Origin of the sequence: Pseudovibrio sp. Ad37, from assembly GCF_001623075.1 — a bacterium.
Lineage (GTDB): Bacteria > Pseudomonadota > Alphaproteobacteria > Rhizobiales > Stappiaceae > Pseudovibrio.
In genome coordinates this window covers 39,388-64,580 of sequence record NZ_LMCF01000006.1, presented here as the reverse complement: position 1 = coordinate 64,580, position 25,193 = coordinate 39,388, and the positions used below count along the sequence as shown (strand labels likewise).

At 49.1% G+C, this 25,193-nt stretch carries 22 protein-coding genes; 9 read left to right on the top strand and 13 right to left on the bottom strand.

The genetic code is table 11. From position 1 onward, the window contains the following. Nucleotides 1-548 precede the first annotated feature (548 nt). The 4 genes from PsAD37_RS01340 (at nt 549) to PsAD37_RS01325 (ending at nt 5,499) form a co-directional block, all read left to right on the top strand. Nucleotides 549-1,409: a metallophosphoesterase gene (locus PsAD37_RS01340; RefSeq protein WP_063294609.1), complete on the top strand. Its 861-nt coding sequence runs from the start codon at nt 549-551 to the stop codon at nt 1,407-1,409. A gap of 305 nt (nt 1,410-1,714) precedes the next feature. After that, nucleotides 1,715-3,121 carry a 3-isopropylmalate dehydratase large subunit gene (gene leuC / locus PsAD37_RS01335; protein ID WP_063294617.1) on the top strand — a complete coding sequence of 469 codons (1,407 nt, stop codon included), beginning with the start codon at nt 1,715-1,717 and terminating at the stop codon, nt 3,119-3,121. 274 nt (nt 3,122-3,395) lie between these two features. Continuing rightward, nucleotides 3,396-3,953, top strand: coding sequence for an HNH endonuclease (locus tag PsAD37_RS01330; protein WP_063294608.1), 558 nt, complete (start codon nt 3,396-3,398; stop codon nt 3,951-3,953). A 127-nt stretch (nt 3,954-4,080) separates the two neighbouring features. Next, nucleotides 4,081-5,499 carry a pilus assembly protein TadG-related protein gene (locus tag PsAD37_RS01325; RefSeq protein ID WP_193778195.1) on the top strand — a complete coding sequence of 473 codons (1,419 nt, stop codon included), beginning with the start codon at nt 4,081-4,083 and terminating at the stop codon, nt 5,497-5,499. An 81-nt stretch (nt 5,500-5,580) separates the two neighbouring features. On the opposite strand, the gene acs is transcribed toward PsAD37_RS01325, so the two are convergent. From acs to PsAD37_RS01310, 3 genes are all read right to left on the bottom strand, one after another. Next, entirely contained in the window at nt 5,581-7,530 is a 1,950-nt protein-coding gene (acs, locus tag PsAD37_RS01320) for an acetate--CoA ligase (protein ID WP_063294606.1), read from the bottom strand. 176 nt (nt 7,531-7,706) lie between these two features. Next, the gene (locus PsAD37_RS01315) at nt 7,707-8,105 is read right to left on the bottom strand and encodes a DUF1761 domain-containing protein (RefSeq protein WP_084407623.1); all 399 of its coding nucleotides are present in this window, start codon (nt 8,103-8,105) and stop codon (nt 7,707-7,709) included. Between the two features lie 160 nt (nt 8,106-8,265). After that, nucleotides 8,266-8,868 carry a glutathione S-transferase family protein gene (locus PsAD37_RS01310; protein ID WP_063294615.1) on the bottom strand — a complete coding sequence of 201 codons (603 nt, stop codon included), beginning with the start codon at nt 8,866-8,868 and terminating at the stop codon, nt 8,266-8,268. A gap of 463 nt (nt 8,869-9,331) precedes the next feature. Between PsAD37_RS01310 and PsAD37_RS01305 the strand changes: the two genes are divergently transcribed. Then, nucleotides 9,332-10,669, top strand: coding sequence for a D-alanyl-D-alanine carboxypeptidase family protein (locus PsAD37_RS01305; protein WP_063294605.1), 1,338 nt, complete (start codon nt 9,332-9,334; stop codon nt 10,667-10,669). A gap of 70 nt (nt 10,670-10,739) precedes the next feature. Continuing rightward, the gene (locus PsAD37_RS01300; RefSeq protein ID WP_084407622.1) at nt 10,740-11,852 is read left to right on the top strand and encodes a GTP-binding protein; all 1,113 of its coding nucleotides are present in this window, start codon (nt 10,740-10,742) and stop codon (nt 11,850-11,852) included. Between the two features lie 66 nt (nt 11,853-11,918). On the opposite strand, the gene PsAD37_RS01295 is transcribed toward PsAD37_RS01300, so the two are convergent. From PsAD37_RS01295 to PsAD37_RS01270, 6 genes are all read right to left on the bottom strand, one after another. Next, nucleotides 11,919-12,800, bottom strand: coding sequence for a 3-hydroxybutyryl-CoA dehydrogenase (locus PsAD37_RS01295; RefSeq protein WP_057464631.1), 882 nt, complete (start codon nt 12,798-12,800; stop codon nt 11,919-11,921). Nucleotides 12,801-12,946: 146 nt separating this feature from the next. Beyond that, nucleotides 12,947-13,876: an electron transfer flavoprotein subunit alpha/FixB family protein gene (locus PsAD37_RS01290; protein ID WP_063294603.1), complete on the bottom strand. Its 930-nt coding sequence runs from the start codon at nt 13,874-13,876 to the stop codon at nt 12,947-12,949. Between the two features lie 24 nt (nt 13,877-13,900). Beyond that, nucleotides 13,901-14,650, bottom strand: a complete 750-nt coding sequence (locus PsAD37_RS01285; RefSeq protein WP_063294602.1) for an electron transfer flavoprotein subunit beta/FixA family protein — start codon at nt 14,648-14,650, stop codon at nt 13,901-13,903. Between the two features lie 290 nt (nt 14,651-14,940). Then, the gene (locus tag PsAD37_RS01280) at nt 14,941-15,516 is read right to left on the bottom strand and encodes a cob(I)yrinic acid a,c-diamide adenosyltransferase (protein ID WP_057464634.1); all 576 of its coding nucleotides are present in this window, start codon (nt 15,514-15,516) and stop codon (nt 14,941-14,943) included. 23 nt (nt 15,517-15,539) lie between these two features. Next, on the bottom strand, nt 15,540-15,734 hold the full coding sequence (locus PsAD37_RS01275) for a twin transmembrane helix small protein (RefSeq protein ID WP_063286199.1): 195 nt from the start codon (nt 15,732-15,734) through the stop codon (nt 15,540-15,542). A 40-nt stretch (nt 15,735-15,774) separates the two neighbouring features. After that, a complete protein-coding gene (locus PsAD37_RS01270) occupies nt 15,775-16,305 on the bottom strand; it encodes a TspO/MBR family protein (protein WP_208991621.1) in 531 nt (176 codons plus the stop codon). A 182-nt stretch (nt 16,306-16,487) separates the two neighbouring features. On the opposite strand from PsAD37_RS01270, the gene PsAD37_RS01265 reads away from it, so the two are divergent. The 3 genes from PsAD37_RS01265 (at nt 16,488) to PsAD37_RS01255 (ending at nt 20,927) form a co-directional block, all read left to right on the top strand. Further along, nucleotides 16,488-17,639: an MFS transporter gene (locus PsAD37_RS01265; protein ID WP_063294601.1), complete on the top strand. Its 1,152-nt coding sequence runs from the start codon at nt 16,488-16,490 to the stop codon at nt 17,637-17,639. A gap of 50 nt (nt 17,640-17,689) precedes the next feature. Further along, complete coding sequence (locus PsAD37_RS01260; RefSeq protein WP_208991620.1) at nt 17,690-18,091, top strand: GNAT family N-acetyltransferase; 402 nt, start codon at nt 17,690-17,692, stop codon at nt 18,089-18,091. A gap of 70 nt (nt 18,092-18,161) precedes the next feature. Beyond that, nucleotides 18,162-20,927, top strand: coding sequence for a DEAD/DEAH box helicase (locus PsAD37_RS01255; RefSeq protein WP_063294599.1), 2,766 nt, complete (start codon nt 18,162-18,164; stop codon nt 20,925-20,927). A 175-nt stretch (nt 20,928-21,102) separates the two neighbouring features. Here PsAD37_RS01255 and cls read toward each other — a convergent pair whose 3' ends face one another. The 4 genes from cls to PsAD37_RS01235 form a co-directional block, all read right to left on the bottom strand. Then, entirely contained in the window at nt 21,103-22,533 is a 1,431-nt protein-coding gene (gene cls, locus PsAD37_RS01250) for a cardiolipin synthase (protein WP_063294598.1), read from the bottom strand. A gap of 63 nt (nt 22,534-22,596) precedes the next feature. After that, nucleotides 22,597-22,908 carry a YrhK family protein gene (locus tag PsAD37_RS01245; RefSeq protein ID WP_063294597.1) on the bottom strand — a complete coding sequence of 104 codons (312 nt, stop codon included), beginning with the start codon at nt 22,906-22,908 and terminating at the stop codon, nt 22,597-22,599. 94 nt (nt 22,909-23,002) lie between these two features. Continuing rightward, on the bottom strand, nt 23,003-23,854 hold the full coding sequence (locus PsAD37_RS01240) for an SDR family oxidoreductase (protein WP_084407621.1): 852 nt from the start codon (nt 23,852-23,854) through the stop codon (nt 23,003-23,005). 20 nt (nt 23,855-23,874) lie between these two features. After that, nucleotides 23,875-25,116: a ubiquinone biosynthesis hydroxylase gene (locus PsAD37_RS01235; RefSeq protein WP_063294596.1), complete on the bottom strand. Its 1,242-nt coding sequence runs from the start codon at nt 25,114-25,116 to the stop codon at nt 23,875-23,877. Nucleotides 25,117-25,193: the final 77 nt, after the last annotated feature.

Sequence of the window (25,193 nt, the reverse complement as noted above, 5' to 3'; positions counted from 1 at the left end):
GGAAGACGTAACGCACCTTTCAGAGGTCCGGTGAACCGAACTTCAAACGTGACCGCATGGTTTGAGGGGAAGGGCCCAGGACTATAGGGTATCACGCGGTGATAGATGCAGATGTACCGGCAGTAAACCTGCTTTTGCAGATGTGTTTGTCAAAGACGGAGGAACTGTTTGGGCATGGAAACGTGTCTGGATAAGCCACTTTCTTTCCGGGAAACCGGCTATCGTGCCTTATAGGCAAAAGAGGCGACGTTGTTCATTCAAAGAAAGCCCGGGCAAGGCGTGTAGCTGATGCCGAAGACTCATTACTAATAAATAGCGCAGGTATTGCCTGCCGCCTTGCTCATCCCGACTTCTGGGAACTCTGGTTCAACACTGCATGGGATGCCATGTGGTGGTGTTGGTGTTTGAAGTGTAAATGTGACAAGTTCTGATGCGCACCCTTTGCGCAAGTTTTCAGGGGGATATTCCGGGGAGCTGTCAGAATACAATTAATCCAAGTGGGTTAGGTTGGTTCTGAAAGATGCAATGAGTAGAGGGCTTGAAGGCAAATGGTGATCGCATTCATCATCATTTTCATCGTGTTACTCGGTATTTATGCCGTGTTTGTAGAACCTTGGCTGCCTCCGAAAATTACCCGGCATAAAGTTGTTGTTTCTCCAGAAGCTCTTGGCCAAAAACCTTTGCAGATTGTTGTTATGACCGACCTGCATGCGTGCTGGCCATGGATGCGCCCTGAACGGATTACGCGCATCGTAGAGCGCGTGAACAGTCTGGAGCCTGACCTTATTGCGCTTTTAGGCGACTACCACACAGCCATGCATCCGCCTTTTGCAAAGCCGTTAGCCTCTGCTGCAGCTTGGGCGCAGCCTATGCAGCATTTGAAGGCGCCTCTGGGTGTTTTTGGTGTGCTGGGTAACCATGATTGGCTTGAAGGTGGTGAGGACGCCAGAGAGGCATTGGAAGCTTCTGGAGTGACTGTTCTCGAGAATAGAGCTCAGCGGGTATCTACACGAGGCAACTCTCATGTCTGGCTTTTGGGATTGGATGATCAGTATGGCGAGGCCTGCCAGTTGCACGGGACGGGACGCCGGGATGATCTTGAGGTGGCCTTAAGTCAGGTTGAAGATGACAGCGCCCCGCGGATTTTGCTTGCCCATGAGCCGGACATCTTTCTTGAGGCCAATAAATCCGTAGATTTGACAGTGAGCGGGCATACTCATGGTGGGCAGGTTCGCTTGCCGTTTATTGGTGCATTGACAATACCATCGCAGCTTGACCGGAAGTATGCGAAGGGCGCTTTTGAGGAAAATGGAAGCACTCTCATCGTTGGCAGCGGGCTTGGATGCTCGGGACTTCCAATCCGTTTTCTGTGTCCGCCAGAACTTTTGCTCATAGAAATATATGCTTAGGCTACAGGGTATTGATCGCATCAAAGGGATTGTTTGATTGCGTCTAACTTGCTTTCATTACCTTTCCGTCTTGAGAGAATCTCAAGGCAAAGAAGCTTGATATTTTGGTGATCTGGGCCGATTAATAGAGCCAGTATAGCGGGAGCTTCGTTTATTGTTGCTTCCGTATTTTCAAGATTTATGCGGCCGCAGAGAGCTGCAGGTAATAAGTGAGTGGTCCTGTTTTCTCGGATCTTGAGCGCTTGGTAGGTGCGATCAGAGCCGGATTTGAAACAAGGATCATTCGTTTCCAGGAGACAAGCGCAATGTCGCAGGCCAAAACTCTTTACGATAAGATCTGGGACCACCACGTGGTCAACACGCAAGAAGACGGCACTTGCCTGCTTTACATTGACCGCCACTTGGTACACGAAGTGACGAGCCCGCAGGCATTTGAAGGCCTGCGTATGGCTGGCCGTCAGGTTCGTCACCCAAAGCGTACACTAGCTGTTGTTGACCATAATGTGCCGACCACTGATCGCTCTAAAGGTATTGATGATCCTGAAAGCGCGTTGCAGGTTGATACGCTTGCGAAAAATGCTGCTGAGTTTGGCGTTGAATACTATTCAGAGCTCGATCAGCGTCAGGGCGTGGTGCACATCGTGGGTCCTGAGCAGGGCTTTACACTGCCGGGCATGACGATTGTTTGCGGTGACAGCCATACATCAACTCATGGTGCGTTTGGTTCTCTTGCACACGGTATTGGTACTTCTGAAGTTGAGCACGTTCTGGCAACCCAGACGCTGATTCAGAAGAAAGCGAAAAACCTGTGCGTGACTGTGAATGGTCAGCTGCCGGAAGGTGTGACAGCGAAAGATATCGTACTGGCGATCATCGGAGAGCTAGGTACTGCTGGCGGCACTGGTTACGTCATTGAATACGCTGGTGAAGCGATCCGTAACCTGTCTATGGAAGGTCGTATGACCGTCTGTAACATGTCTATTGAAGCTGGTGCACGTGCTGGTCTGATTGCTCCGGATGAGAAAACCTTTGAGTACCTGAAGGGTCGTCCTAAATCACCTAAGGGCGCCGCATGGGAACAGGCACAAGCCTACTGGGAAACTCTGTTTACTGATGACAATGCAGAGTTTGATACAGAAATCGTTCTGGATGCAGCGAACCTGCCTCCAATCGTGACCTGGGGTTCTTCTCCTGAAGATGTTGTTTCCGTTACCGGTGTTGTTCCTAACCCAGCTGAGATCGAAGACGACAATCGCCGTGCTTCCAAAGAACGTGCGCTTGAGTACATGGGCGTTGAAGCGGGTCAGAAGATCACTGACATCAAGGTTGACCGCGTGTTTGTTGGTTCATGCACCAACGGACGTATCGAAGATCTGCGCGAAGCTGCTGCCGTTGTTAAAGGCAAAAAGGTTGCGGATACCGTTAGCGCGATGATCGTTCCGGGTTCTGGTCTGGTAAAAGCACAGGCTGAGGCGGAAGGTCTGGATGAAGTCTTCAAAGATGCTGGTTTTGAATGGCGTGAGCCTGGATGCTCCATGTGTCTGGCGATGAATGCTGACAAATTGAAGCCAGGTGAGCGTTGTGCTTCAACTTCCAACCGTAACTTTGAGGGTCGTCAGGGCTTTAAGGGTCGTACACACCTTGTTTCTCCAGGAATGGCGGCTGCAGCTGCGATTGCCGGACACTTTGTTGATGTGCGTCACTGGAAGTAATCGCAGATAAAATTTTGCAAATGAGCGGGAGTAGGTGACTATTCCCGCTTTTTTTATTTTGGGACCGACATTGCGACAAAGTGTGTCGTGTGGATCTAATTGTCTGATCTATCGCGGGTTTGTGCTGATGTGCTTGGTCTGTATTTCGATTTCCTTAGGGTAAGGATGATTGTCAGACTTCACATAGCTGTCATTTGCTGACTACAATATCAAAACATCTCAAGATGATTTCCGCTCAGACGCTTGTGTTCTGAGCGAGACTCGGGAGCATGTTGTGAACGCAGTCGTTTCAGAAGGCGCATTCCCGGCGCTTGTGTTAAATGCAGATTATCGGCCTCTGTCTTACTACCCCTTGTCTTTATGGGGGTGGCAGGAAGCGGTGAAGGCTGTGTTTTTGGATCGGGTTAGTATCGTCTCTGAATACGATCAGGTTGTGAGAAGCCCAAGTCTTGAGTTTCAACTCCCCAGCGTTGTTGCGCTGAAGTCCTTTGTGGAGACAGAGCGAAACCCTGCCTTTACACGGTTTAATGTGTTTTTGAGAGACAGGTTTCAATGCCAGTATTGCGGATCTCTGAACGATCTGACTTTTGATCACCTCATTCCGCGCAGTAAAGGAGGCCTGACCACTTGGGACAACGTCATCACGGCTTGCTCTCCCTGTAATCTACATAAGGCAAACAAATCCTGGCAAGAAATGAACATGCGACCCAAGCAAATGCCGTTTATTCCACGTGTGCATGACCTGCATAACAATGGCCGCCTGTTCCCACCCAACTACCTGCACGAGAGCTGGTTAGATTTCCTCTACTGGGACAGCGAGCTTGAGCCGTGAAATGCGGTTAATATTTTGTTAGCCATTAGCCCGAAAACTTTCGGTAAAGTTGAGTGATTAATACCCGAGATACCACCCTTAGATTATGCTGAGCATAATTACGTGGGCGTCGATGGTGGGCATCTCGATGGGTTATTTCAGACAATTCTCTACACTATTCAAAAAATTCAATCGTTCTGAAGATGGGATGGTTGCGGTCCTTGTCGCTGTGCTTATGGTTTTGATGATTGTGTTCGCTGGAATGGCAATTGATTTCGGCATGGGCTTCAACACTCGGCGTGCAGTGAACCAAGCATTGGATGCGGCGGTGCTTGCAGCCGCAAACCGTTTATCTACCACCCAGATGGAAACGGAACAGGTAAACACACTTGTTGAATTATACTTCAAAGAAAACATCAAAAATTCTTTGGGTAGTGATGCAGTATATACGAACCCAGTTGTTTCCTATGATCCTAATGGTGATACAATCTCTGCAACGGCGACTGCAACTGTAAAAAATAGTTTTTTGCCGGTATTAAACTTATTGAATACGGATGGTGATGAGTTCGCTGAACTAACAGTACAAAGTAGCTCAACAGCTAGATATCCCAAAACAAAAGTTGAGGTTACAGTTGTTGTGGATGTAACAGGATCTATGTCCGGATCCATTAGTAGTCTAAAAAAAGCTTCAAGAGATATGCTTAATACGTTGCTGCCTGAAAATGATCAAAAACTTCAAAGTAGGGTGCGAATTTCGTATGTTCCTTATAATGTTGGCGTGAAGCTTAATTGGCAACTTGCTGAAAAAGCAACCTTCAAACGAAATCAATACGGCTGTGTACATGCTCGTGTTGGAGAAGAAAATATCAGCGGTAAGGCACATGATTATGAGGGTGAAGGGGAGCGTGTTGATTATGTTGGTACGCAATATAGTCGGTGCCCAAGTGCTGAGATGGTGCCGCTAACCTCTGAAAGAAGTAAGATTGAAAGCTCAATTAGTGCTTTAAAGGCAAGCAGTGCAACCGCTGGCCAGATTGGAATTGCTTGGGGCTGGTATACTTTGTCTCCAGAGTGGAGAGATTTTTGGCCTACTGATAGTAAGCCTGATGAATATGGAAAAAATGGCGTAAGAAAATATGCAGTCTTAATGACTGACGGTTCTTTTAATGCTTATTATGAAGGCGACTTCAAAGAAGCTGAGAAGCTGAGGAAACAGAAATTAAAAAGTAATATTGATAAAGGTGCGCAAGATAACCCCTCTGAGGGCGGTAAGCTTACACGAAAAGATCATGAAGAAATCGCTAGAAAAGTAAAGTGGGAATATACAGGTGACTCAAGCCTGAACGGTGTACCTTTTAAAACTGCTTCGAATTTATGCGAAAGTATGAAGGAGCAAGAAATTGTTATTTATACAGTTTTCTTTGGTAGTTCTTATAAAGGTAAAAAAATTATGCAGCAATGCGCAAGTAGCGATGACACCTTTTATCATGCAACAAGCCAAAGTGAGCTGATCAAAGCGTTTTCTAGTATCGCTAATGACATCAAGGAAATTTACTTATCTCAGTAATTTTATAAAAATTTGGTATCATAAAAAAACCCGCCATATCGGCGGGGTTTTGTGTTCTGGGCTGCTCTCAATTAGCTTTACTTATACAGTTTCAGCTTTGTTTTGGCGGTTGTCGATTAGGTCGCCTACGACGGTTGGGTCGGCTAGGGTTGAAGTGTCGCCGAGGTTGTCGAAGCTGTCCTCTGCGATTTTGCGGAGGATGCGGCGCATGATTTTACCACTGCGGGTCTTTGGCAGGCCCGGGGCGAACTGGATGAGATCTGGGGAGGCAATTGGGCCGATTTCAGCGCGGACATGCTTGACCAGTTTCTTCTTCAGTTCTTCAGAAGGCTCCAAGCCCTCCATGAGGGTTACATAGGCGTAGATGCCTTGTCCCTTCACGTCATGCGGATAACCAACTACTGCAGCTTCTGAGACCTCTGGATGGGCGACGAGGGCGCTTTCAACTTCAGCGGTCCCCATACGGTGCCCAGATACGTTGATCACGTCATCAACCCGGCCTGTGATCCAGTAGTAGCCATCTTCGTCACGACGACAGCCATCGCCAGTAAAGTAGAAACCTTTGTAGGTCGCGAAGTATGTTTGGACGAAGCGCTCATGGTCTCCATAGATGGTTCGCATTTGGCCTGGCCAGCTGTCCGTTATGACGAGGTTGCCCTCAGTTGCGCCTTCCTGGAAGTTGCCTTCTGCGTCAACAATGGCTGGTTGAATGCCGAAGAATGGGCGTGTTGCGGAGCCTGGCTTGAGATCTGTTGCACCTGGTAGTGGTGTGATCAAGATACCGCCGGTTTCGGTTTGCCACCAGGTATCAACGATTGGGCAGCGCTGTTCGCCGACAATGTTGTTGTACCATAACCATGCTTCTGGATTAATTGGTTCGCCTACGGATCCTAGAACGCGCAATGATTTGCGGGATGTGTTGGTTACATATTCATCACCTGCGCCCATCAATGCGCGAATTGCGGTTGGGGCGGTGTAGAAGATGTTGACGTTGTGTTTGTCACAAACTTCCCAGAAACGACCTGCTGTCGGGTAGGTTGGAACCCCCTCAAACATCAGCGTTGTTGCACCGTTAGCGAGTGGGCCGTAGAGGATATAGCTGTGGCCTGTGACCCAACCAACATCAGCCGTACACCAATAGACTTCGCCTGGGTGGTAGTCAAAAACGTATTCATGCGTCATGGAGGCATAAACGAGGTAACCACCAGACGTGTGCATCACACCTTTTGGCTGGCCTGTTGAGCCAGAGGTGTAGAGAATGAAGAGCGGATCTTCCGCGTTCATCTCTGCTGGAGAGCAATCTGCAGAAGCTTTTTCGGTTTCTTCGTGATACCAGAGATCGCGGCCTTCCATCATATTGACGTTGCCACCGGTGCGATTCACAACGAAGACCTTGTCGACATTGCCGCATTTTTCGATTGCGCGGTCAGTGTTTTCTTTCAAAGGTACTGTTCTGCCACCGCGGACACCTTCGTCAGCTGTGATGACAAAGCGTGATTTGCAGTCTTCGATACGTCCGGCCAAGCTGTCAGGTGAGAAACCGCCGAACACAACAGAGTGAACTGCGCCAATACGGGCACACGCGAGCATTGCGTAGGCTGCTTCAGGGATCATTGGCATGTAGACAGTGACACGATCGCCTTTTTGCACGCCATTGGCAAGCATGACGTTTGCAAAACGGTTCACTTCTTCAGACAGTTGCTTGTAAGTGATTGTCTTGCTTTGATCCGGCTCATCACCCTCCCAGATGATTGCTGGCTGATCGCCGCGCTCTGCCAGATGACGGTCAATGCAGTTGGCTGCTACGTTCAGCGTGCCGTCTTCAAACCATTTGATGGAAACATTGTGGTAGTCGTAGGACGTGTTTTTGACCTTGGAATAAGGCTTAATCCAGTCAATCCGTTTTCCGTGCTCTCCCCAGAACCCGTCGGGATCTTCAACGGACTTCTTGTACATTTCCAAGTACTGCTCGTTGTTGAGCAGGGCGTTTTCGGCAATCTCAGCCGGTACTGGATATACATCACCAGTCATGGTCAATCTCCCCATTTCCTCCACGGGTAATCACATACCCAACTCCTGTGGCGTATTATGGGCAGCTGCCGTTGGGGCGTCTAGCGAATATGCTTCGAACTTTCGTAGGTCCCTTTGTCTCTAGGTTCGTTTGGCCTACGAAAATTCAGCGATACGAGATGTCTAGGTATCCGGAATTAACCAGATATCAGCGCATAAACCATGCCTTGAACCATCAAAACACCGAGCCAATGGCCTGCATCGATGAGCGTAAGCATCCATGAGGCTCGTTGGAATTTGTGATTGACGATCAGGCCTGTGAGTACAAAGCCGCCCCAGATTACGATTGCTGCAGTCACGCCACTGGCAATGGTGACTGAGCCTGAGTAGACGAGAATTCCGGCAAGGACGAAAGCCATGATCATTTCGCAGAGAAAAGTAATGACGTAAGTGAAAGGAGACATTTGAACGTCTTCTTCTGATATGCCAATAGCATTCATCCAGGAATATGAAAGCACATAGTACCAAATAGAACCAAAAATATATGAAGCGATTCCCGCAGCAAGCACACCTGGTAAGTAAATTCCTTCAATCATATCAATACACCCTGTAAAAGATATGGTGTGCACATGACTTGAGTATTTATTATTCAAAAAATGTATTGAAATTATTTGGTAGCTTCAAGTGCTACTCAATTTCTAATCGCGCTGAAATGGTGGGAGAGGGTGGGCTGGGCCACCCTCCTACTTCAGCAGGTTATTGCATTGCCGTAGCTTTTTCATTAGCCTTTGCAAGAGCTGGTCGACTTAAAGCCCTTGAAAAATATTCGCTGACAGGTCCTTCTGGCCATTCAAACTTGGAGATTTTAGCCCAGACTGCACAATGGCCGATGATGATATCAGCAATTGTGAAAGTTTCGCCCGTCACCCAAGTGTTTTCGCCAAGGCGTTTCTCAAGCAGCTTCATCGATTTGTTCCATTCAAATCGGCAAGCAGGTTTAATGTCTGGTACGCGTTGGTCTTCAGGGTGAATAAATGAGTGTTTTGCAGCCATCCAGAGAATGGAGTCCATTTCATCAAGGGCGAAGTTTGTAAAACTATCCTGCCGGGCGCGATCTAAAGTTCCTGATGGGAATGACAGGCTGGAATGTTTGTCTGCTAAATAAGTACAGATTGCCGTTGAATCGTAAATGGTTTCTCCGTCAACGATCAGGGCAGGAATCTTGCCTGATGGATTTACGGCATAAACATCTTCCTGATGAGGTTTGCTGGGCACGACCTCATAAGGCAAATTCAGTTCTTCCAATAACCAGAGTACCCGCATGGTTCTTGATTGTGGGTGGCCAATAACTTTGTACATAAGATCCTCCTCTGAGATCCGATCATCTGTGTTGAAGGTGAAAAAGAAAAGCAAGAATGACTGCGACTTGAGGATAAGCTTTCAGATTACAAGGTGCGCAGCTTTAAATAGGCAAAGTTGATCGACGCTGAGGTGAGTAAAAAGAAAAGCCCCTTACAACTGAAGGGGTGATTGCGACAGTGTCTCTTTGTTAGTTTGATTTCACAAAATAACAATTGGAAGAGAATGTCCTGAAATGTTTGGAAATGGCGCGCTTTTACTGATATTGTGACCCCAATATTTCGGGAGAGACACCAATCTTTATTGCCGGTGTCTGGTGACATAGTTTTTATTGTTTACCCCTACTGTATTACCTAACGGTAGCTTGGGCTGTTCATGAAACTAAACTAGCAACTGAGCTATCGAAGACAGCTATGCAAAGGTTGTTTGCTGCAAAAACTGGTAGGCGTGGAGCGGTAAGATCGTGAATTTTTCGGTTTATTGGATTGCTCAGAAACTTCGATTTTTTGCGGTTTTCGCAATAGCTTTGGCCTCTGTGCTGACAAATGCTCGTGCAGATGTCGCTGCATGGTTGTTGATAGACGCTGATAATGGTCGTGTTTTGGAGCAGAACGGTGCTTTCGACCGCTGGTACCCTGCTTCGCTTACGAAGATGATGACCGCCTATATTGCCTTTAAGAGTATCTCTCAGGGTCAGATGGCCATGAGCGATATGGTGATGGTTTCTCAAAACGCACTCAACCAGCCTCCAAGCAAGATGGGGTTCAAGGTCGGCACGACAATTACGCTCGATAATGCCTTGAAGATGATCCTTGTGAAATCGGCCAATGATATTGCAGTGGCCGTTGCTGAGCGGGTAGGCGGCACTGAAGAAGACTTTATCAACGAGATGAATGCTACTGCGCGTCGGCTAGGAATGTCGCATACCAGTTTCGTCAATCCTCACGGGCTACCAGACAACCGTCAGGTTTCATCTGCGCGGGATATGGCGCTGCTTGCGAGTGCACTGTGGAACCAATTTCCGCAGTATCGCTCTTACATGAGTCACCCGGGAATTAGATTTGGCCGAAGAACATTTCGGTCCGGAAACCGAGACTTCCTTCTGCGTACTGATGGCGCAAATGGCTTGAAAACTGGATATATTTGTAATTCTGGTTTCAATGTTGCGACTTCTGCAACGCGGAATGGAAGAACAGTTATTGCTGTTGTTTTGGGGGCAGCTTCCAGTTTAGAACGCTCAGCCTTTGCTAAGAAGCTCATTGATAGCGGTTTCAAAAAGACAGCAGGAACCAAGATTACGGCGTTCCGTGGGAGTGGGAATATCAACCCACCAAAAGACCACTACTGTAAGCGCAATGCTAAGCCAACGGCTCAACAGCTCGTTGATCGCTTTGGGACAAAACGTGGCTCTGCCAGCATGATGGCTTATGCTGATGCGGCCAGTCCGAGCCCACGCGGCAAATCTATTCGTCTTTCCAAGAAGAAAGTGAACTGGGGTTTGGTCTATGAAGAAATTCTGGGCCCACAGTTGAAGTCATATGCACCCGTGACTGTGCGTATTGGCAATGAGCACCCTGTTGTCGCGCTTAAAAAGCTTGGAAATGCAGTGCCTTTGCCAATGCCGAAACCAGGTTCGCGAAAGGGTTTGGAGCCTGCACCGATTGGAGGCATTCAGCAACTTAATGTGCCTGTGGGCAAGGGGGCTTCTTTGCGGCCTTTGAAATCGACTTCTAAACGAGATTTGTTTGGCAGCCCGGGTGGGCTCTATGCTAATACGTCTGCCTTCGGTAAAACGCAGTAACCGTAGCTACAGGCAGTGCAGAATTATGGCTAGTACCCAAGAGAGGCGGAGTCCGCCAACCCCGATCCCAATGAGCGTCATTACTGGCTTTCTGGGAGCTGGTAAAACAACGCTTCTTAATCGAATTCTCAAAGAGCCAGTGTTGGAAAATACAGCGGTCATTATCAATGAATTTGGTGAGATCGGTTTGGACCATTTGCTCGTAGATACCATTGATGATGGGATCATTGAGCTCTCATCTGGTTGTTTGTGCTGCACTATCCGTGGTGATCTCATTAATACGCTGGAAGATATTCTGCGCCGTATCGACAATGGCCGCATGAAGAAGATCGACCGCGTGATAATTGAGACAACAGGTTTGGCTGATCCAGCTCCGGTGTTGCATACTGTGATGCTGCATCCGTACTTGGTCATGCGATATCGACTTGATGGTGTGGTGACATTGGTTGATTCCGTCAATGGTCTGGATACGATCCATTCTCATGAGGAAGCGGTCAAGCAAGTCGCTGTTGCCGACCGGATCGTGATGACGAAGACGGATTTGCAGGAGCCTTCTGATGATCTGCTGGCTGAGCTGAAGCATCTGAACCCTGGTGCAATTGTGCTCAACGCTCAAGATGGTTCTGCAACAGCTGCCGCACTCATCAACTGCGGACTGTACAACCCTGAGAGCAAAATCCCAGATGTTCAAAAGTGGTTGAGGGAAGAGGCGTACAAGGATGAGCACGCCTCACATGATCATCACGGGCACCATCATCATGGTGGCGGGCATGATCACCATCACGACCCGAACCGCCATGGTAAAGATGTTCGCGCCTTTACGCTTGAGACCGACAGGGCAATCCCAAATGCTGCATTGGAGATGCTCCTGGACCTGCTGCGCTCTGCACATGGCCCTAAGCTTTTGCGCGTTAAAGGGATTATAAAGACCATAGAGCACCCGGATCAGCCTTTGGTGATCCATGGGGTGCAGCATGTCTTCCACCCACCTGTACGGCTTGCAGAGTGGCCTGATGCGGATCATAGAACGCGGCTGGTCTTCATTACCAAAGGTCTGTCTGAGGGCTTTGTGAAGAAAATGTTTGATGCATTCACCGGTGGTGTTGCTGCTGACACGCCTGACCGCACTGCGATGATGGATAATCCGCTTTCCATTGGTGGATTCAGCGGTACGTTTAAGTAATCAGCTGAACAGCAGCAATAAAAAAGCCCGCTCAAGTGGCGGGCTTTTGTGTGTCTTATAAACACTTTAGCGCGTAGGGACTGGAACCTCACCGCGGTAGTCATAGAAACCGCGCTGGGTTTTGCGTCCAAGCCAGCCTGCCTCAACGTACTTTACGAGTAGTGGGCATGGGCGGTATTTGCTGTCTGCGAGGCCTTCGTACAGCACTTGCATGATGGACAGACAGATATCCAGACCAATGAAATCAGCCAGTTGCAGCGGGCCCATCGGGTGATTTGCACCCAGGCGCATTGCTGTGTCGATTGCTTCAACGGAGCCAACACCTTCATAAAGAGTGTAGATCGCTTCGTTGATCATCGGTAGCAGAATACGGTTCACCATAAAGGCTGGGAAGTCTTCTGAAACTGCAATCGTCTTATGCAAGCCAAGGGTGTAGCCCTTGGAAAGTTCAAAGGTTTCATCGCTGGTTGCAATGCCACGAACAAGCTCAACGAGTTCCATAAGCGGAACCGGATTCATGAAGTGGATACCGATGAATTTTTCCGGACGGTCTGTAGCAGATGCCAGACGCGTGATGGAAATAGACGAAGTGTTTGTGCCAAGGATGGCATCAGGCTTCAGAATTGGGCAAACACTTTGATAAACTTTGCGTTTGACCTGCTCGTTTTCACTCACAGCTTCAACAACGAGGTCTGCATCGCTTAGGGATTTAACATCGTCAGATGTCTTGATACGGGTAAGAGCGAGGTCGCGATCTTCTTCAGTGATCGTGCCTTTTGAGATCTGACGTGCCATATTGCCATTGATGCTGGCCAGGCCTCTGTCGATACGATCCTGATCGATATCGTGAAGCACGACATCGTATCCTGCCAAAGCACTTACGTGTGCGATGCCATTGCCCATTTGACCGGCGCCAATAACACCGACTTTCTTTACTTCGACCACCATTGTCAGATCCAAATTCTTACAAGCATCGATTAAACGTGCTTTGACGTTCTCGTAACAACATACATCGCAAGTCTTGCCTCAAACAGCAAGAACCCCAGAATGAAATATTAACATCCCGGGGTTCCTGAAAAGCTAATCAAATATGATTAGAGGGCTTTTTCCAGTTCAGGAAGAGCTACGAACAGGTCTGCGACAAGTCCGTAATCAGCAACCTGGAAGATTGGTGCTTCTTCGTCCTTGTTAATCGCGACGATGATCTTGGAATCTTTCATGCCTGCAAGGTGCTGAATTGCACCGGAAATGCCGCAAGCAATGTAAAGATCAGGTGCAACAACCTTACCGGTCTGACCAACCTGCCAATCGTTTGGTGCGTAACCAGCATCAACAGCTGCACGGGATGCACCGATTGCTGCACCCAGCTTGTCAGCAACAGGGATGATAACTTCGTTGAACTTCTCTTCGGAACCGAGAGCACGACCACCGGAGATGATGATCTTAGCGCCTGCGAGTTCCGGACGATCAGAAGCTGCGATTTCTTCACCCACGAAGGAGGAAATTACCGGATCAGCAGAAGCTGCAGCAGCTTCAACTGGAGCAGAACCGCCTTCGGCAGTTGCAGCGAAGGATGCTGTACGAACAGTCAGAACCTTCTTTGCATCAGCAGACTGTACAGTCTGGATTGCGTTACCTGCATAGATTGGACGCTTGAACGTGTCTGCAGATTCAACGGCAATGATTTCAGAGATCTGCATTACGTCGAGCTTAGCAGCAACGCGTGGCAGAGTGTTTTTGCCATTGGTTGTCGCAGCAGCAACAACAGCGTCGTAATCAGCAGCAAGTGCAACGATCAGATCGCCAACTGGTTCAGCAAGCTGGTGCTCATATGCTGCGTCATCAGCAACAAGAACCTTAGCAACGCCTGACAGTTTGGAAGCAGCTTCAGCTGCTGCGCTACAGTCTTTACCAGCAACGAGAATATGAACGTCGCCGCCCATTTCTATAGCTGCTGTCAGTGCCTTAGCCGTTGCTTCGTTCAAAGCAGAATTGGAATGTTCAGCCACAAGAAGCGTGGTCATAATGCTAACTCCTCTTGACCTATCTTAAAGAACGCCAGCTTCGTTTTTGAGCTTGTCTACCAGCTCAAAAACGGAAGCGACCTTAACGCCTGCCTTGCGTGTATCAGGCTCAGCAGTGTTGAGAACCTTGAGGCGAGGTGTAGCGTCTACGCCATAGTCCGCCAGTGTTTTCTCAGCAATCGGCTTTTTCTTTGCCTTCATGATGTTTGGCAGAGAAGCGTAGCGAGGCTCGTTCAAACGCAGGTCAGTGGTGACAATCGCTGGCATGTTCAGCTTAACAGTCTGCAGACCACCATCGATTTCGCGGGTGACGTCTACTGTGTTATCGCCAAGGTCAACCTTGGAAGCGAATGTGCCCTGTGCCCAACCCAGAAGTGCAGCAAGCATCTGACCTGTCTGGTTGCAGTCGTCATCGATCGCCTGTTTGCCGAGGATAACGAGGCCTGGTTCTTCTTCGTCAACGATGCCTTTGAGAACCTTTGCTACTGCGAGAGGCTCCGCAACGTCGTCGGTCTGAACGAGGATACCGCGGTCAGCGCCCATTGCGAGGCCGGTGCGGATCGTTTCAGTTGCCTGCTTAGGGCCGATGGAAACAACAATGATCTCAGTTGCTTTACCAGCTTCTTTCAGGCGAAGAGCCTCTTCAACGGCGATTTCGTCGAAAGGGTTCATGGACATTTTGACGTTTGCGAGTTCAACGCCGGAGCCATCCGCTTTCACGCGAACTTTTACGTTATAGTCAACGACCCGTTTTACGGGCACGAGAATTTTCATGTTCCTAGAACCTCCACTAGAAATGCAGGGGAGTATGCGTCGCCACCAAGTTGATAAGACACAGCTTCCGCCGGGCTACCAGAGCCAAAAGGGAATGCAAATTGCATTACATTTGCGGCGACCGTACTGAGCAATTTTGGGGCTGTCAACGATCGCCTAGGGTAAATAGGTATTGGGTTTCAACCAATGTATAAGGTCAAGTGGCCTTAAGGTGAAGATAGTTATCCATAAGTGTTGATAGTTTACCTATTCGTCAAGCGCCTTTGGCCAATTTCTTCATCAAAAAATTGCTATCTGTTTTTGCCCGCTACCCACAAAACGTCGCCTTCGCCTTTCAGATTTGCATAGCGTGATGCAACAAAGAAGAGGTCGGAGAGGCGGTTGAGATACTGCAGAGCTTGCTTGTTGACCTTCTCTTTTTGGGAGAGAGCTGCAACGAGACGCTCGGCGCGGCGTGAGACGGTTCTGGCTTGATGCAAGTGCGTTGCTAGTGGTGTGCCGCCCGGTAATACAAATGATTTCAGCGGGGTAAGCTCAACGTTCATCTGGTCGATTGCGTCTTCCAGAGCGCTGACCTGATTATCTGTGATGCGTAGTGGTTCGTATCCGAGGTCTTCGCCTGTGTCTGGTGTTGCCAGATCGGCGCCGAGATCGAACAGATCGTTCTGAATGCGGCCAAGCAGTTCGTCCAGCACTGGCATTTCTTTGGATGCGTGCAATCGGACTATGCCAACGACTGAGTTGGTTTCATCAACGGTTCCGTAGGCCTCGATGCGCAGATCATGCTTTTGTCTGCGCTCTCCGCTGCCAAGAGCAGTGGTGCCGTCGTCGCCAGTTTTTGTATAGATCTTATTGAGGGTGACCATTGTGTACCAATTTCAAACCAAAATCAGGATGTGCTTGCGAAGTAAACGGAAAGCATAATCAATATGATAGCTGCGAACTGCAACAGAACGCGATATCTCATAAGCTTTTGCGAACGGTTTGGATCTCCTCCGCGCATCATGTTCCAAAGGCCGAGGGCGAGGACCAGAGCGACGGCGAAAAGAGCAATAGGAACTAGAGTGGCAACAATACCGCTCATCAAAATCTCCAATAATAAAAGTCTCGATTGAGGTGTTGGATTAATTCAGAACCACAATAGAGGCATTCAGGACGGCTGCAAAGCTAACCCAAAGGAGATAGGGCAGATAGAGCCAAGCTGCAAAGATTTGCGCTCTATAAAATAGTCGGAAAGTGAAAAAACTTAGCGCGAGCAAGATGATAAGGACAACAAGGCCAAGTGTCGGGTTTTGCTGTCCGAAGAATGCCCAGGACCAAATTCCGTTTAAAAACAATACTATAACAAAAGTTAGCTGAATGCTGGTTTTTGAAGGTGGTTTGGTTGCCTCGTTGGTGCCAGTTTGTTGAAATTCGGTGGCCAGCCAGATGCTGATGCCGAGAAGTGTGTAGAGAACAGACCAAACCGGCGCGAAAATCCAATCAGGTGGATTGAAGGATGGTTTGTTGAGAGAGGCGTACCATTCGGGGATGGCCGGTGCAGTAACGATGCCGCCGTAAGCTGCTGTTGCATAACACAAAAGTCCCCATCCAACGAGACGACTCCAGACAACTCTGTTCTTTAACTTGGCTTTGGTGGTGTCGCTAAGGGGCACGGAAATTCCTTTTGAAAGGTTTTGTGCAGAAATGCGTTTTTTGCGCATGTTCCGCGTTGATTTGCGTTGTTACGTCAGCAAACGAGGTTGTGTTGTATTAGGTGCTCTACACAGCTTGCATTTTTCTAAAATATCACGCTAGATATTTAATAGGTCGTTTTTCTCTCTTCAAAGCTTTTTCCATGACACAACAAGCAGTCCTTGGTGCGCGCGATGTGAATCTTATTCGCGGCGTCTTCTTTCTTCAACCCATCGCGCTTGGCGCCTGGTTTCCACGCATCGCAGAAATTCAGCAAAGACTTCAGGTGAGTGAAGGGGAGTTTGCCCTTGCGCTGGTTGGCATGCCGGTTGGGCTGCTGTTCATGCTGATGTTTGCCGGGCGGCTGACGGAGAAGTTTGGTGCGCGCCAACTTTTGATTGCGGGCTTGTTTGCGTTCATCTGTCTGATGCCATTGCCGACGTATGCCGAATCCATTCTGCAGCTGTTTGTTTATTTGGCAGTTGTTGGCAGTTCGCTGGCGTTTGTGGAACTGTGCATGAACGTGATTGCCGATAAGACCGAGCGGAAGAGCGGGCAGCTCATTATGTCGGGCTGTCATGGCTTGTGGAGTCTTGGTGTGCTGGTGGGAAGTTTGATCAGCTCCGGCTTTTCCTGGGTTGGTTACGGGCCATCTGAAAGCATTCTCATGGCAAGTGGTATGGCGCTATTACCAGCGCTGTTTACCTCCTACAGCCTGACAGAAGGCCGAGAGCCAGATATTGCAGAGAAGTCCGAGAGTGGTTTCCAGATGCCGAGTGGGGCGCTGATTGCGGTGTGCTTCTTTGCGTTTGGCATCACAATGACAGAGGGTGCGATTGCTGATTGGTCTGCGATTTATGTGACTGATCTGTTTGATCTATCTGCTGGTTACGCAGGTATTGCCTATAGCGCTTTTGCTCTGATGGTGACATTCGGGCGCTTAACCGGAGACTGGTTGCGATCTCGTGTTGACGTTCAGATCGCAGCTGCTGGGATTGTTATCCTTGCTCTCATTGGCGTCGGAATTCTGGTGATTTCGCCAAACTATGCGGTGTCATTGCTTGGTTTCGGTCTGGTCGGGCTGGGCGTTTCTGGTGGCTTTCCGCTGGCTGTTACGGCTGCTGCTGAAAAACCGGGCCGCTCTGCTGCTGTCAATGTGGGCTTGATGACGCAGATTGCTCTCGGCGGTTTCCTTGTCGGTCCACTCGTCATCGGCTATGCCGCTGATCACCTCGGTATCCAGGGCGGCTTTATGCTGATGTTACCGGCACTTGTGCTGAGCTTGCTGATGAGCCGGTCCTTGATTAAGCGGTGAGGGGAAGTATGAGAGAACTAGAGATTAGTTTTCGGAGCATTCCTGCAACGTTGACATACAAACTACGTCAGCAAGTGCTCTGGCCAGACTCGCCGATAGAGCGGGTCATGGTTCCAGAAGATCACCAGGCCCTTCATATTGGAGCATTTGAAGAAGAAAACCTGATTGGTGTTGGGTCTTTCTTCTTCGATCTGCCCTCTGTGAGACTGCGAAAACTGGCGGTGTTGCCGGATAAGCAAGGGCGCGGCATCGGAAGCAACCTCATACGGTTTGCAGCAAACCAGCCTGACTTGCAAAAAGCGGATTACATCTGGTGCGACGCAAGAGAAGATGCTGTTGCTTTCTACCAGCGCCTCGGTTTCAGCACAGAAGGAGAAGTTTTTGAAAAATCAGGGATTTCTTATGTGCGTGCACGTGTTGAAATTGTGCCACTGTCTCTGAAGACTATTTAGTTCTTATATGCAGTTTTGTGGTGAAGAGAGCATCAATCGACGATTTTCAGACGAGAAATCAACCAGTTAAATGACATTTGATAAATTAAGTTTCCAAGCGTCCTGGAGAGAGTATCAAGAGCGCGTTCTCGCTGAGTTAGATACCCATCTGGATGATGACCACTTGCATATTGTTGCAGCTCCAGGATCAGGAAAGACTATCCTTGGATTGGAGGTCATAAGGCGGGTAGGTCAACCCGCAGTAATTCTTGCTCCTACGATTACGATCCGCAATCAATGGATCGAACGCCTCACGTCCTTGTTTTTACCAGAGGGTGAAGAGCGACCTGATTGGATATCAAAGGATATCAGAAACCCAAGGTTTCTCACTGTGATCACCTATCAAGCTCTTCATGCCGCATTCTCGAATGAGGACATCGATGAGGAGCTTCAAGACGCAGAAGATGAAGCAGAAGATCAGCCAAAGGTAATCCGGTCTAAATCGGTTGATGTAATTGCACTGCTTGCTGAGCAAAATGTGAATGTGCTCGTGCTGGACGAAGCGCATCATTTACGGAATGAATGGTGGAAGGCGCTTATCAAGCTGAAAGCTGGCTTAGTGAAGCCCAAAACCGTCGCATTGACAGCTTCTCCTCCATATGATGTCGACTTTAAAGAGTGGCAGAAGTACGAAGAGCTGTGCGGCCCAATAGATGCTGAAATTTCGGTGCCTGAGTTGGTGCAACGCGGTGATTTATGTCCGCATCAAGATTATGTTCATTTTTCTCTTCCGACAAAGGATGAGCACCAGAAACTATGGGAATTCAAAAAAAACACTGCAGAATTTCTTAAGGAGCTTTCGGAGAATAAGCGCTTTCTAGATGCCCTTTCTGCGCATCCTTGGGTTCGTGATACGCAGAGCCACGTTAAAGACATTCTTGATGATCCGCAGTTCTTCTCCTCGATAATTATATTTCTCAACTCGCTTGGCTTTGCTCCGCCTGATTACGCTCTAAACATTTTAGGTGTCAGGGCGGCTGAGGTTCCGGGTGTTGATCCCAAGTGGCTTGAAGTATTGCTGAGTGGGGTTCTTTACTCCTATATTGATGACTTCTCCGAATTTGATGACACTCTGGTTGCTGTTCGCCGCGAACTTAAGCGAATAGGAGCTATTGAGCGGCGCAGAATAAACCTTGAAGACACCAAGGAAATCAAAAAAATACTAGCCAGCAGCACTGGCAAGCTGAAGAGCATAGCTACGATCACTCGAATGGAAGCTAGGCAACTTGGTGATGATCTACGCATGGTGGTTCTTGCGGACTATATTCGAGAGGCCGAATTGCCTTCTGGTACGGATGAAATAGGCCCGCTTAATAAAATTGGTGTGGCCCCAATTTTTGAGCATCTCCGCCGCGAAAGTATCGCCGGCGTCAAACTTGGTGTGCTGACCGGATCTCTGATTATTCTTCCCAAAGATGCTCTTGGCATCTTTGATCAAGTGGTTAGAGATAATCACATCGATAATAGCCATATTCGGTTTTCAGACCTGGCTCATGACAAGAATTTCGTCCGTGTTCATATCAAGGGAGAGCAAAAGCAAAGCATCGTTCACTTGATAACTGAGGTGTTCAATGCTGGCGGAATTACCGCCTTGGTTGGAACGCAGGCATTGCTTGGAGAAGGTTGGGATGCGCCCTCCGTCAATACCCTCATTCTAGCCAGTTATGTTGGTTCTTACATGCTTTCCAATCAAATGCGTGGCAGGGCTATTCGTATTGATCCGAGTAAACCTAATAAAACAGCCAATATCTGGCATCTCGCATCAGTTGATATTGAGCGGTTCGATGAAAAGCTGAAATCAGTTTTTACAAAAGAGATATTAAGGCCAGAAGTCTTTGACCCGTTTGATGACATTCAACAGAATGTTGGAGATGATGTGAGGATGCTGCAAAGGCGGTTTCTTGCTTTTGAAGGCGTTTCTTATGAAGCGCCCTTCACAATAGAAAACGGTTCCAAGCGGCTTGCTCTTGCTGGCACGAAATGGACGGGTGCTGGTGTAGAGAGCCTTAATCAAAGCATGTTAGCGCGGGCTAAAGTGAGGAACGCTCTGAGCCACACATGGAGCAACGGATTGCATGGTTCCAGCCCGAAACCGGAAATGCGTGAAAACGTTGGTTCAAACTACGCGCCCCAAGGTTTCGTGTTTTTTGAAACCATCCAATACTTAATTATGACAGGTCTTATAACCGCCGCTCTTGCCATTGCGCAGATATTGTCTGGTGTTCGTGGTGTTGAGACATTGGCAATTTGGATTCTGGTCGGTGCTGGTGTAGCTGCGGTTATGATCGCACCAAAAGCTTTCAAGATTTTTCGATTATATCTGCGAAACAGTTCTTTAGAGAAATCTATAACGCAAGTTGGATGGAGCGTCTTAGAAACTCTTCAGTTCATGGAGCATATAAAAACAAGCACTCAAAACCTTCGTATTCAGTCCACGCAAAACAAAATGGGTGTCGTTTATTGTCGGTTGGATGGGGCTACGCCTGCGGAGAGACGTCTCTTTTTGGAGGCAATGGGAGAAGTTTTAGGCCCATCTGAAAATCCGCGATATTTGCTTGTGCGTTCTTCCAGGCTCGGCGGTATATCTCGCGTGGATTATCACCCAGTTCCAAACTCTATTGGTCAAAAAAAGAAGAATGCCGAGTTCTTTGCTAAACGCTGGGAGCGATATATCGGGCCTTCACAACTTATCTACACACGTAGCCCTGAGGGGCGACTATCACTTTTGCAAGCACGAACGCAGTCCTTTGCTTCAGTCTTTCAGAAAAAGACTGATCGTCTGAGTGTGTGGGAATGACTTAGTCATTTCTTCGACTTTGCATATTTTCCCCCGATATCTGCAACGCTTCAAACAATAGCAGAGATTACAATTTTAGGATTGGACAGTCGTAGTTCCGTCTCAAACAACCTTATTGAAAAGGTGTGAGTCCAAATCGCGATTGCATTTAGCTTTGTAGAGGTTAGCTGCAGGACTACAAGATAGGGCTGACTGTTGCGATGATGTTGTTTTTTATTCGCTTGAGGTATGACCAACTGGAAACAGTTTCAAAAAAGACCTGATCTGAACTGTCGAGGTATTGCTGTTGTCGGCCCAGAACAGCGTTCGTTATTGCCTTGTCCTGCAACAGAATGTTGTTTTCGTAGTTTAGGTCAAAGCTTCGCAGATCCAGATTGGAAGAGCCGATCAAAGTGATCTTGTTATCCATTGTGAGTGTCTTGGCGTGCAACAGACCGCCTTTGAACTCAAAGAGATCACAACCGGCCTCCAGAAGTTTGAAATAGTGACTGCGACTTGCAGCTGCCACGATCCAGCTGTCGTTGACCTTCGGGAAAATTAAGGTGACTTTTACGCCTCGATAAGCCGCAGCGCGCAGGGCTTCCAGAACAGTTTCATCGGGGACAAAGTAGGGCGTCGATAGTGTGAGTTCGAAGCGGGCGGTTGCAATAAGGCAGGCAAAGAGCTGAGGCGTTGCTCCTTTGCGTTCCGTTGGGCCATCGCCCATCACCTGTGCCGGGAACCCTTCTTGTGCCGGTTCTGACTTCAACTCAAAGTCATTTAGCTTTTCGCCTGTTGCCTGCATCCAATCGCTTATGAACAGAAGCTGATTTTGCGTCACAATGGGCCCTGTCAGACGAAGCATAATGTCGACCCAGGGAGCGTATTTTGCTTTGACCAGAAATTCCGGATCAGCTGAGTTTCTACTGCCGCAGTAAGTGACTTTCCCGTCGATAATCGTGATTTTACGGTGGTTGCGCAGGTCCAATCTGCTGGTCAGGAGCGTTCGCACTGGTTTATCCAGCGGCAGGGCGACAGCTAGTTGAACGCCTGCCTCTTTCATCTTTTCCCATAGCTGTGATTTTATGAGCTGGTGTGAGCCGAGACCATCTGCCATCGCGCGGCATACGACCCCTCGCTGGGTTGCTCTGATCAAAGCGTCGGCGAGTGCTGTGCCAGTGTGGTCATTTAGCCAGATGTAATAGAGAACATGCACATAATCCTGCGCGGCATCGATATCTGCTATCAAGCTGTCGCGGGTAGCCGTGGCATCTTCCATGAGTGTGGCGTTGTTTCCAGCAACTGGATAAAAGCCGTTTATTGAACCAGCATAATGGAAGCTGTTGCGGTATTCCGGGTTAATTAGCTGATCGACATCAGCTGGCGTGCCCATGAATTGCTTAGCGTTTTCATGGATCTCATCAAAAATCTCTTTGTGACGTTTGTCTGCGCGATGGCCAAGATCAGTTTCTCCGAAGAGGAAGTAAATGGCGATGCCGACATAGGGCAGCACGTTCAGAACAATGAACCAGGCGAGGCGAACCGGTGGTGACAAATCATCTCGCAGCAGAATTCGGATTGTAAACGTCAAAACTAATAGAACATGGAAAACTAGTAAGAAGGTCATTTGAACTCGGCTGCGTTAAAATTTCGCCCTGTGATTGATCGTTGGCGAACGTGTTGGTTAGGTTCACTTCATATCGGGGTTTAGCCAACCCGTATTATTCTCAGTGCCTTCAGGTAGGCCCTCATATTTTCCAAGGCGGATATATGCAATTTCCCGAAAGAGCTTAATTGTTGGGCGGAACCCGAATAAAATTGATCCGATCAGAAACAGCCAAGTTCCCACATAAGTGGTTGCCTCTTTAAAAAAGAGAATGCTGCCAACGACGAACAAGGCTGCTGCAGAGAAATCAACAGCAGTATAAGCGAGTTCACAATACGCATAAATTTGCTTATGTCGCTCACTCATTGTGCAATTGTCAGGATGAAATAGTGCCATGGGGAATCTCTTTTGCTGGGGGCATAAATCCAGAGTGCGCGCAATACGGGGCACTGGGAGTTTGCTTTGAAGAAAACCGAAGGGTCTCGTTCTCTTACTCTTCCGACTTTGCAGACCTTCTCAGGATCATATCGATCATTGAGGTTGGCAGGATGCGCCGTAGAGTGCCCATGATGTGGGTTGGAACGGTTACGTAATAACGTGCCTTGGCCTTGGGGGCTTCAATGGCGTGGGTGAGTTTTTTGACGACTGCGTCAGGTGGGAGTTTGAATTTTGTGGTGCCGCCTTTGGCGAGCATGGAGAGGCGGCGGTTGTAGCTTTCGCGGAAGTGGGAGGCGTTCTTGGTCTCCTCGCCGATTTCCTCATAGAACATTTTGACGGCAGTTTTGGAGAACTCAGATTGAATCGGACCCGGTTCGATTAAGCTCACCTGTATGCCTGAGCCATGCAATTCCAGCCGCAGGGTGTCGGTGTAGCCTTCCAGTGCGAACTTGGTGGCGTTGTAGGCGCCGCGGTAGTCCATGGCGACGAGGCCGAGAATGGAAGAGCATTGCACGATGCGGCCATGGCCTTGTTTACGCATGGTCGGAATGACAAGGCGGGTGAGTTCGTGCCAGCCGAAGAAGTTGGTTTCGAACTGACGGCGCAAGGCACCAGTGGGTAGATCTTCTATGGCGCCAGGAAGGCCATAGGCGCCGTTGTTGAAGAGCGCATCGAGACGTCCACCTGTGATTGCCAGAACTGACTCAACGGCGGCCTGAATAGATTCGGTTTCGCAATAATCCAGATGGAAGGCGTCAAAGCCTTCTGAGCACAGGCGTTCTGTATCCTGTGGCTTGCGACAGGTGGGAAAGACCTGCCATCCTCTCTCTCTCAAAATGTGTGCAGCAGAGTAACCAATGCCGGTGGAACATCCGGTGATGAGGATGGAGCGTTTGTCTTTCACGTGTGTGACCTAGAACGGGATTAAAGCGGATTGCCGAGAAGCAGTTTGGGGGAAGGACCGGCCATGCCTGCTGCTTCGCCTATGAAGTGCTTTTTGAGGAACGGCATGCGCTCAACAAGACCGAGGCCGAGGTCGCGCACGGCGCGGACTGGATCGATGTTGTTGGAGAACAGGCGGTTCAGCACATCGGTGGTCATGCCCATCTGCCAAGTATCGAAACGGCGCCAGCTCTGGTAGCGCTCCAAAATGTGTGCTGCACCGATATCGAGGCCGAGACGGTGGGCGTCTACAAGCACCTCTGAGAGGGCTGCAACATCCTTGAAGCCGAAGTTGAGACCCTGGCCAGCAATTGGGTGGATGCCGTGTGCAGCATCGCCTGCCAGTGCGAAACGGTTGGAGACGAAAGAGCGCGCCAGCACGAGGTTCAGAGGAAACGCAGCGCGGGGTCCGTCCAGTTTGAGCTCGCCCAGATGATGACCGAAGCGACGTTCCAGTTCGATTTCAAAGGTGAACTCATCGCCATTGACCAAGCGGTTGGCTTCTGCCGTCTTTTCAGTCCAGACGATGGAGGAGCGGTTGCCTTTCAGTGGCAGGATCGCGAACGGACCGGAGGGCAGGAAGTGCTCTTCTGCGCGGCCATTGTGTGGGCGTTCATGTGCTATTGTGGTGACGATGCCGCTTTGATTGTAGCTCCAGCGATTGCATTGGATGCCTGCGAGATCGCGGAGTTTGGAGCGCACGCCATCAGCTGCCACGATCAAGCGTGACTGGATGGTTTTGCCGCTGCCGAGTGTGATGTTGACGTGGGCTGGCTCTACTGCAAAGTCTTTGACACTGTCGGGCGCGAAGATGTGAACGCCGGCATCTGTGGCTGCATCATGCAATGCGCCGACCATATGATTGTTCTGAACCATGTGGGCAAATGGTTCACCGTCATCAACATTGCCTGCAAATGTCAGGAAGATTGGGCGCACGCTGTCGTGCAGCTTGCTGTCTGTGACGATCATTTCAGTGATAGGCTGGGATTCATCTTCAAGCTTGTACCAGATGCCGAGTTGATCGAGCATGCGCACGGCGCCTGCCGCGATGGCCGAGGAACGCGGATCGTTCTCGATGGCTGAGCGTGGGCGCAGGTCTACAAGCGCGATTTTCATGGAAGGTTCTGACTGCTTCAAAGCAAGCGCGAGCGATAGGCCAACATACCCGCCGCCGCCAATGGTGACGTCATAAAGGTCTTCGGTGGCGGTCTGTTTCTTGCTCATAGAACTCTTTCCTGTAATCGTTTGCCCTATAACCATTAGGTTAGCCCAATTGATCGTTGACACTATCGATATAGCGC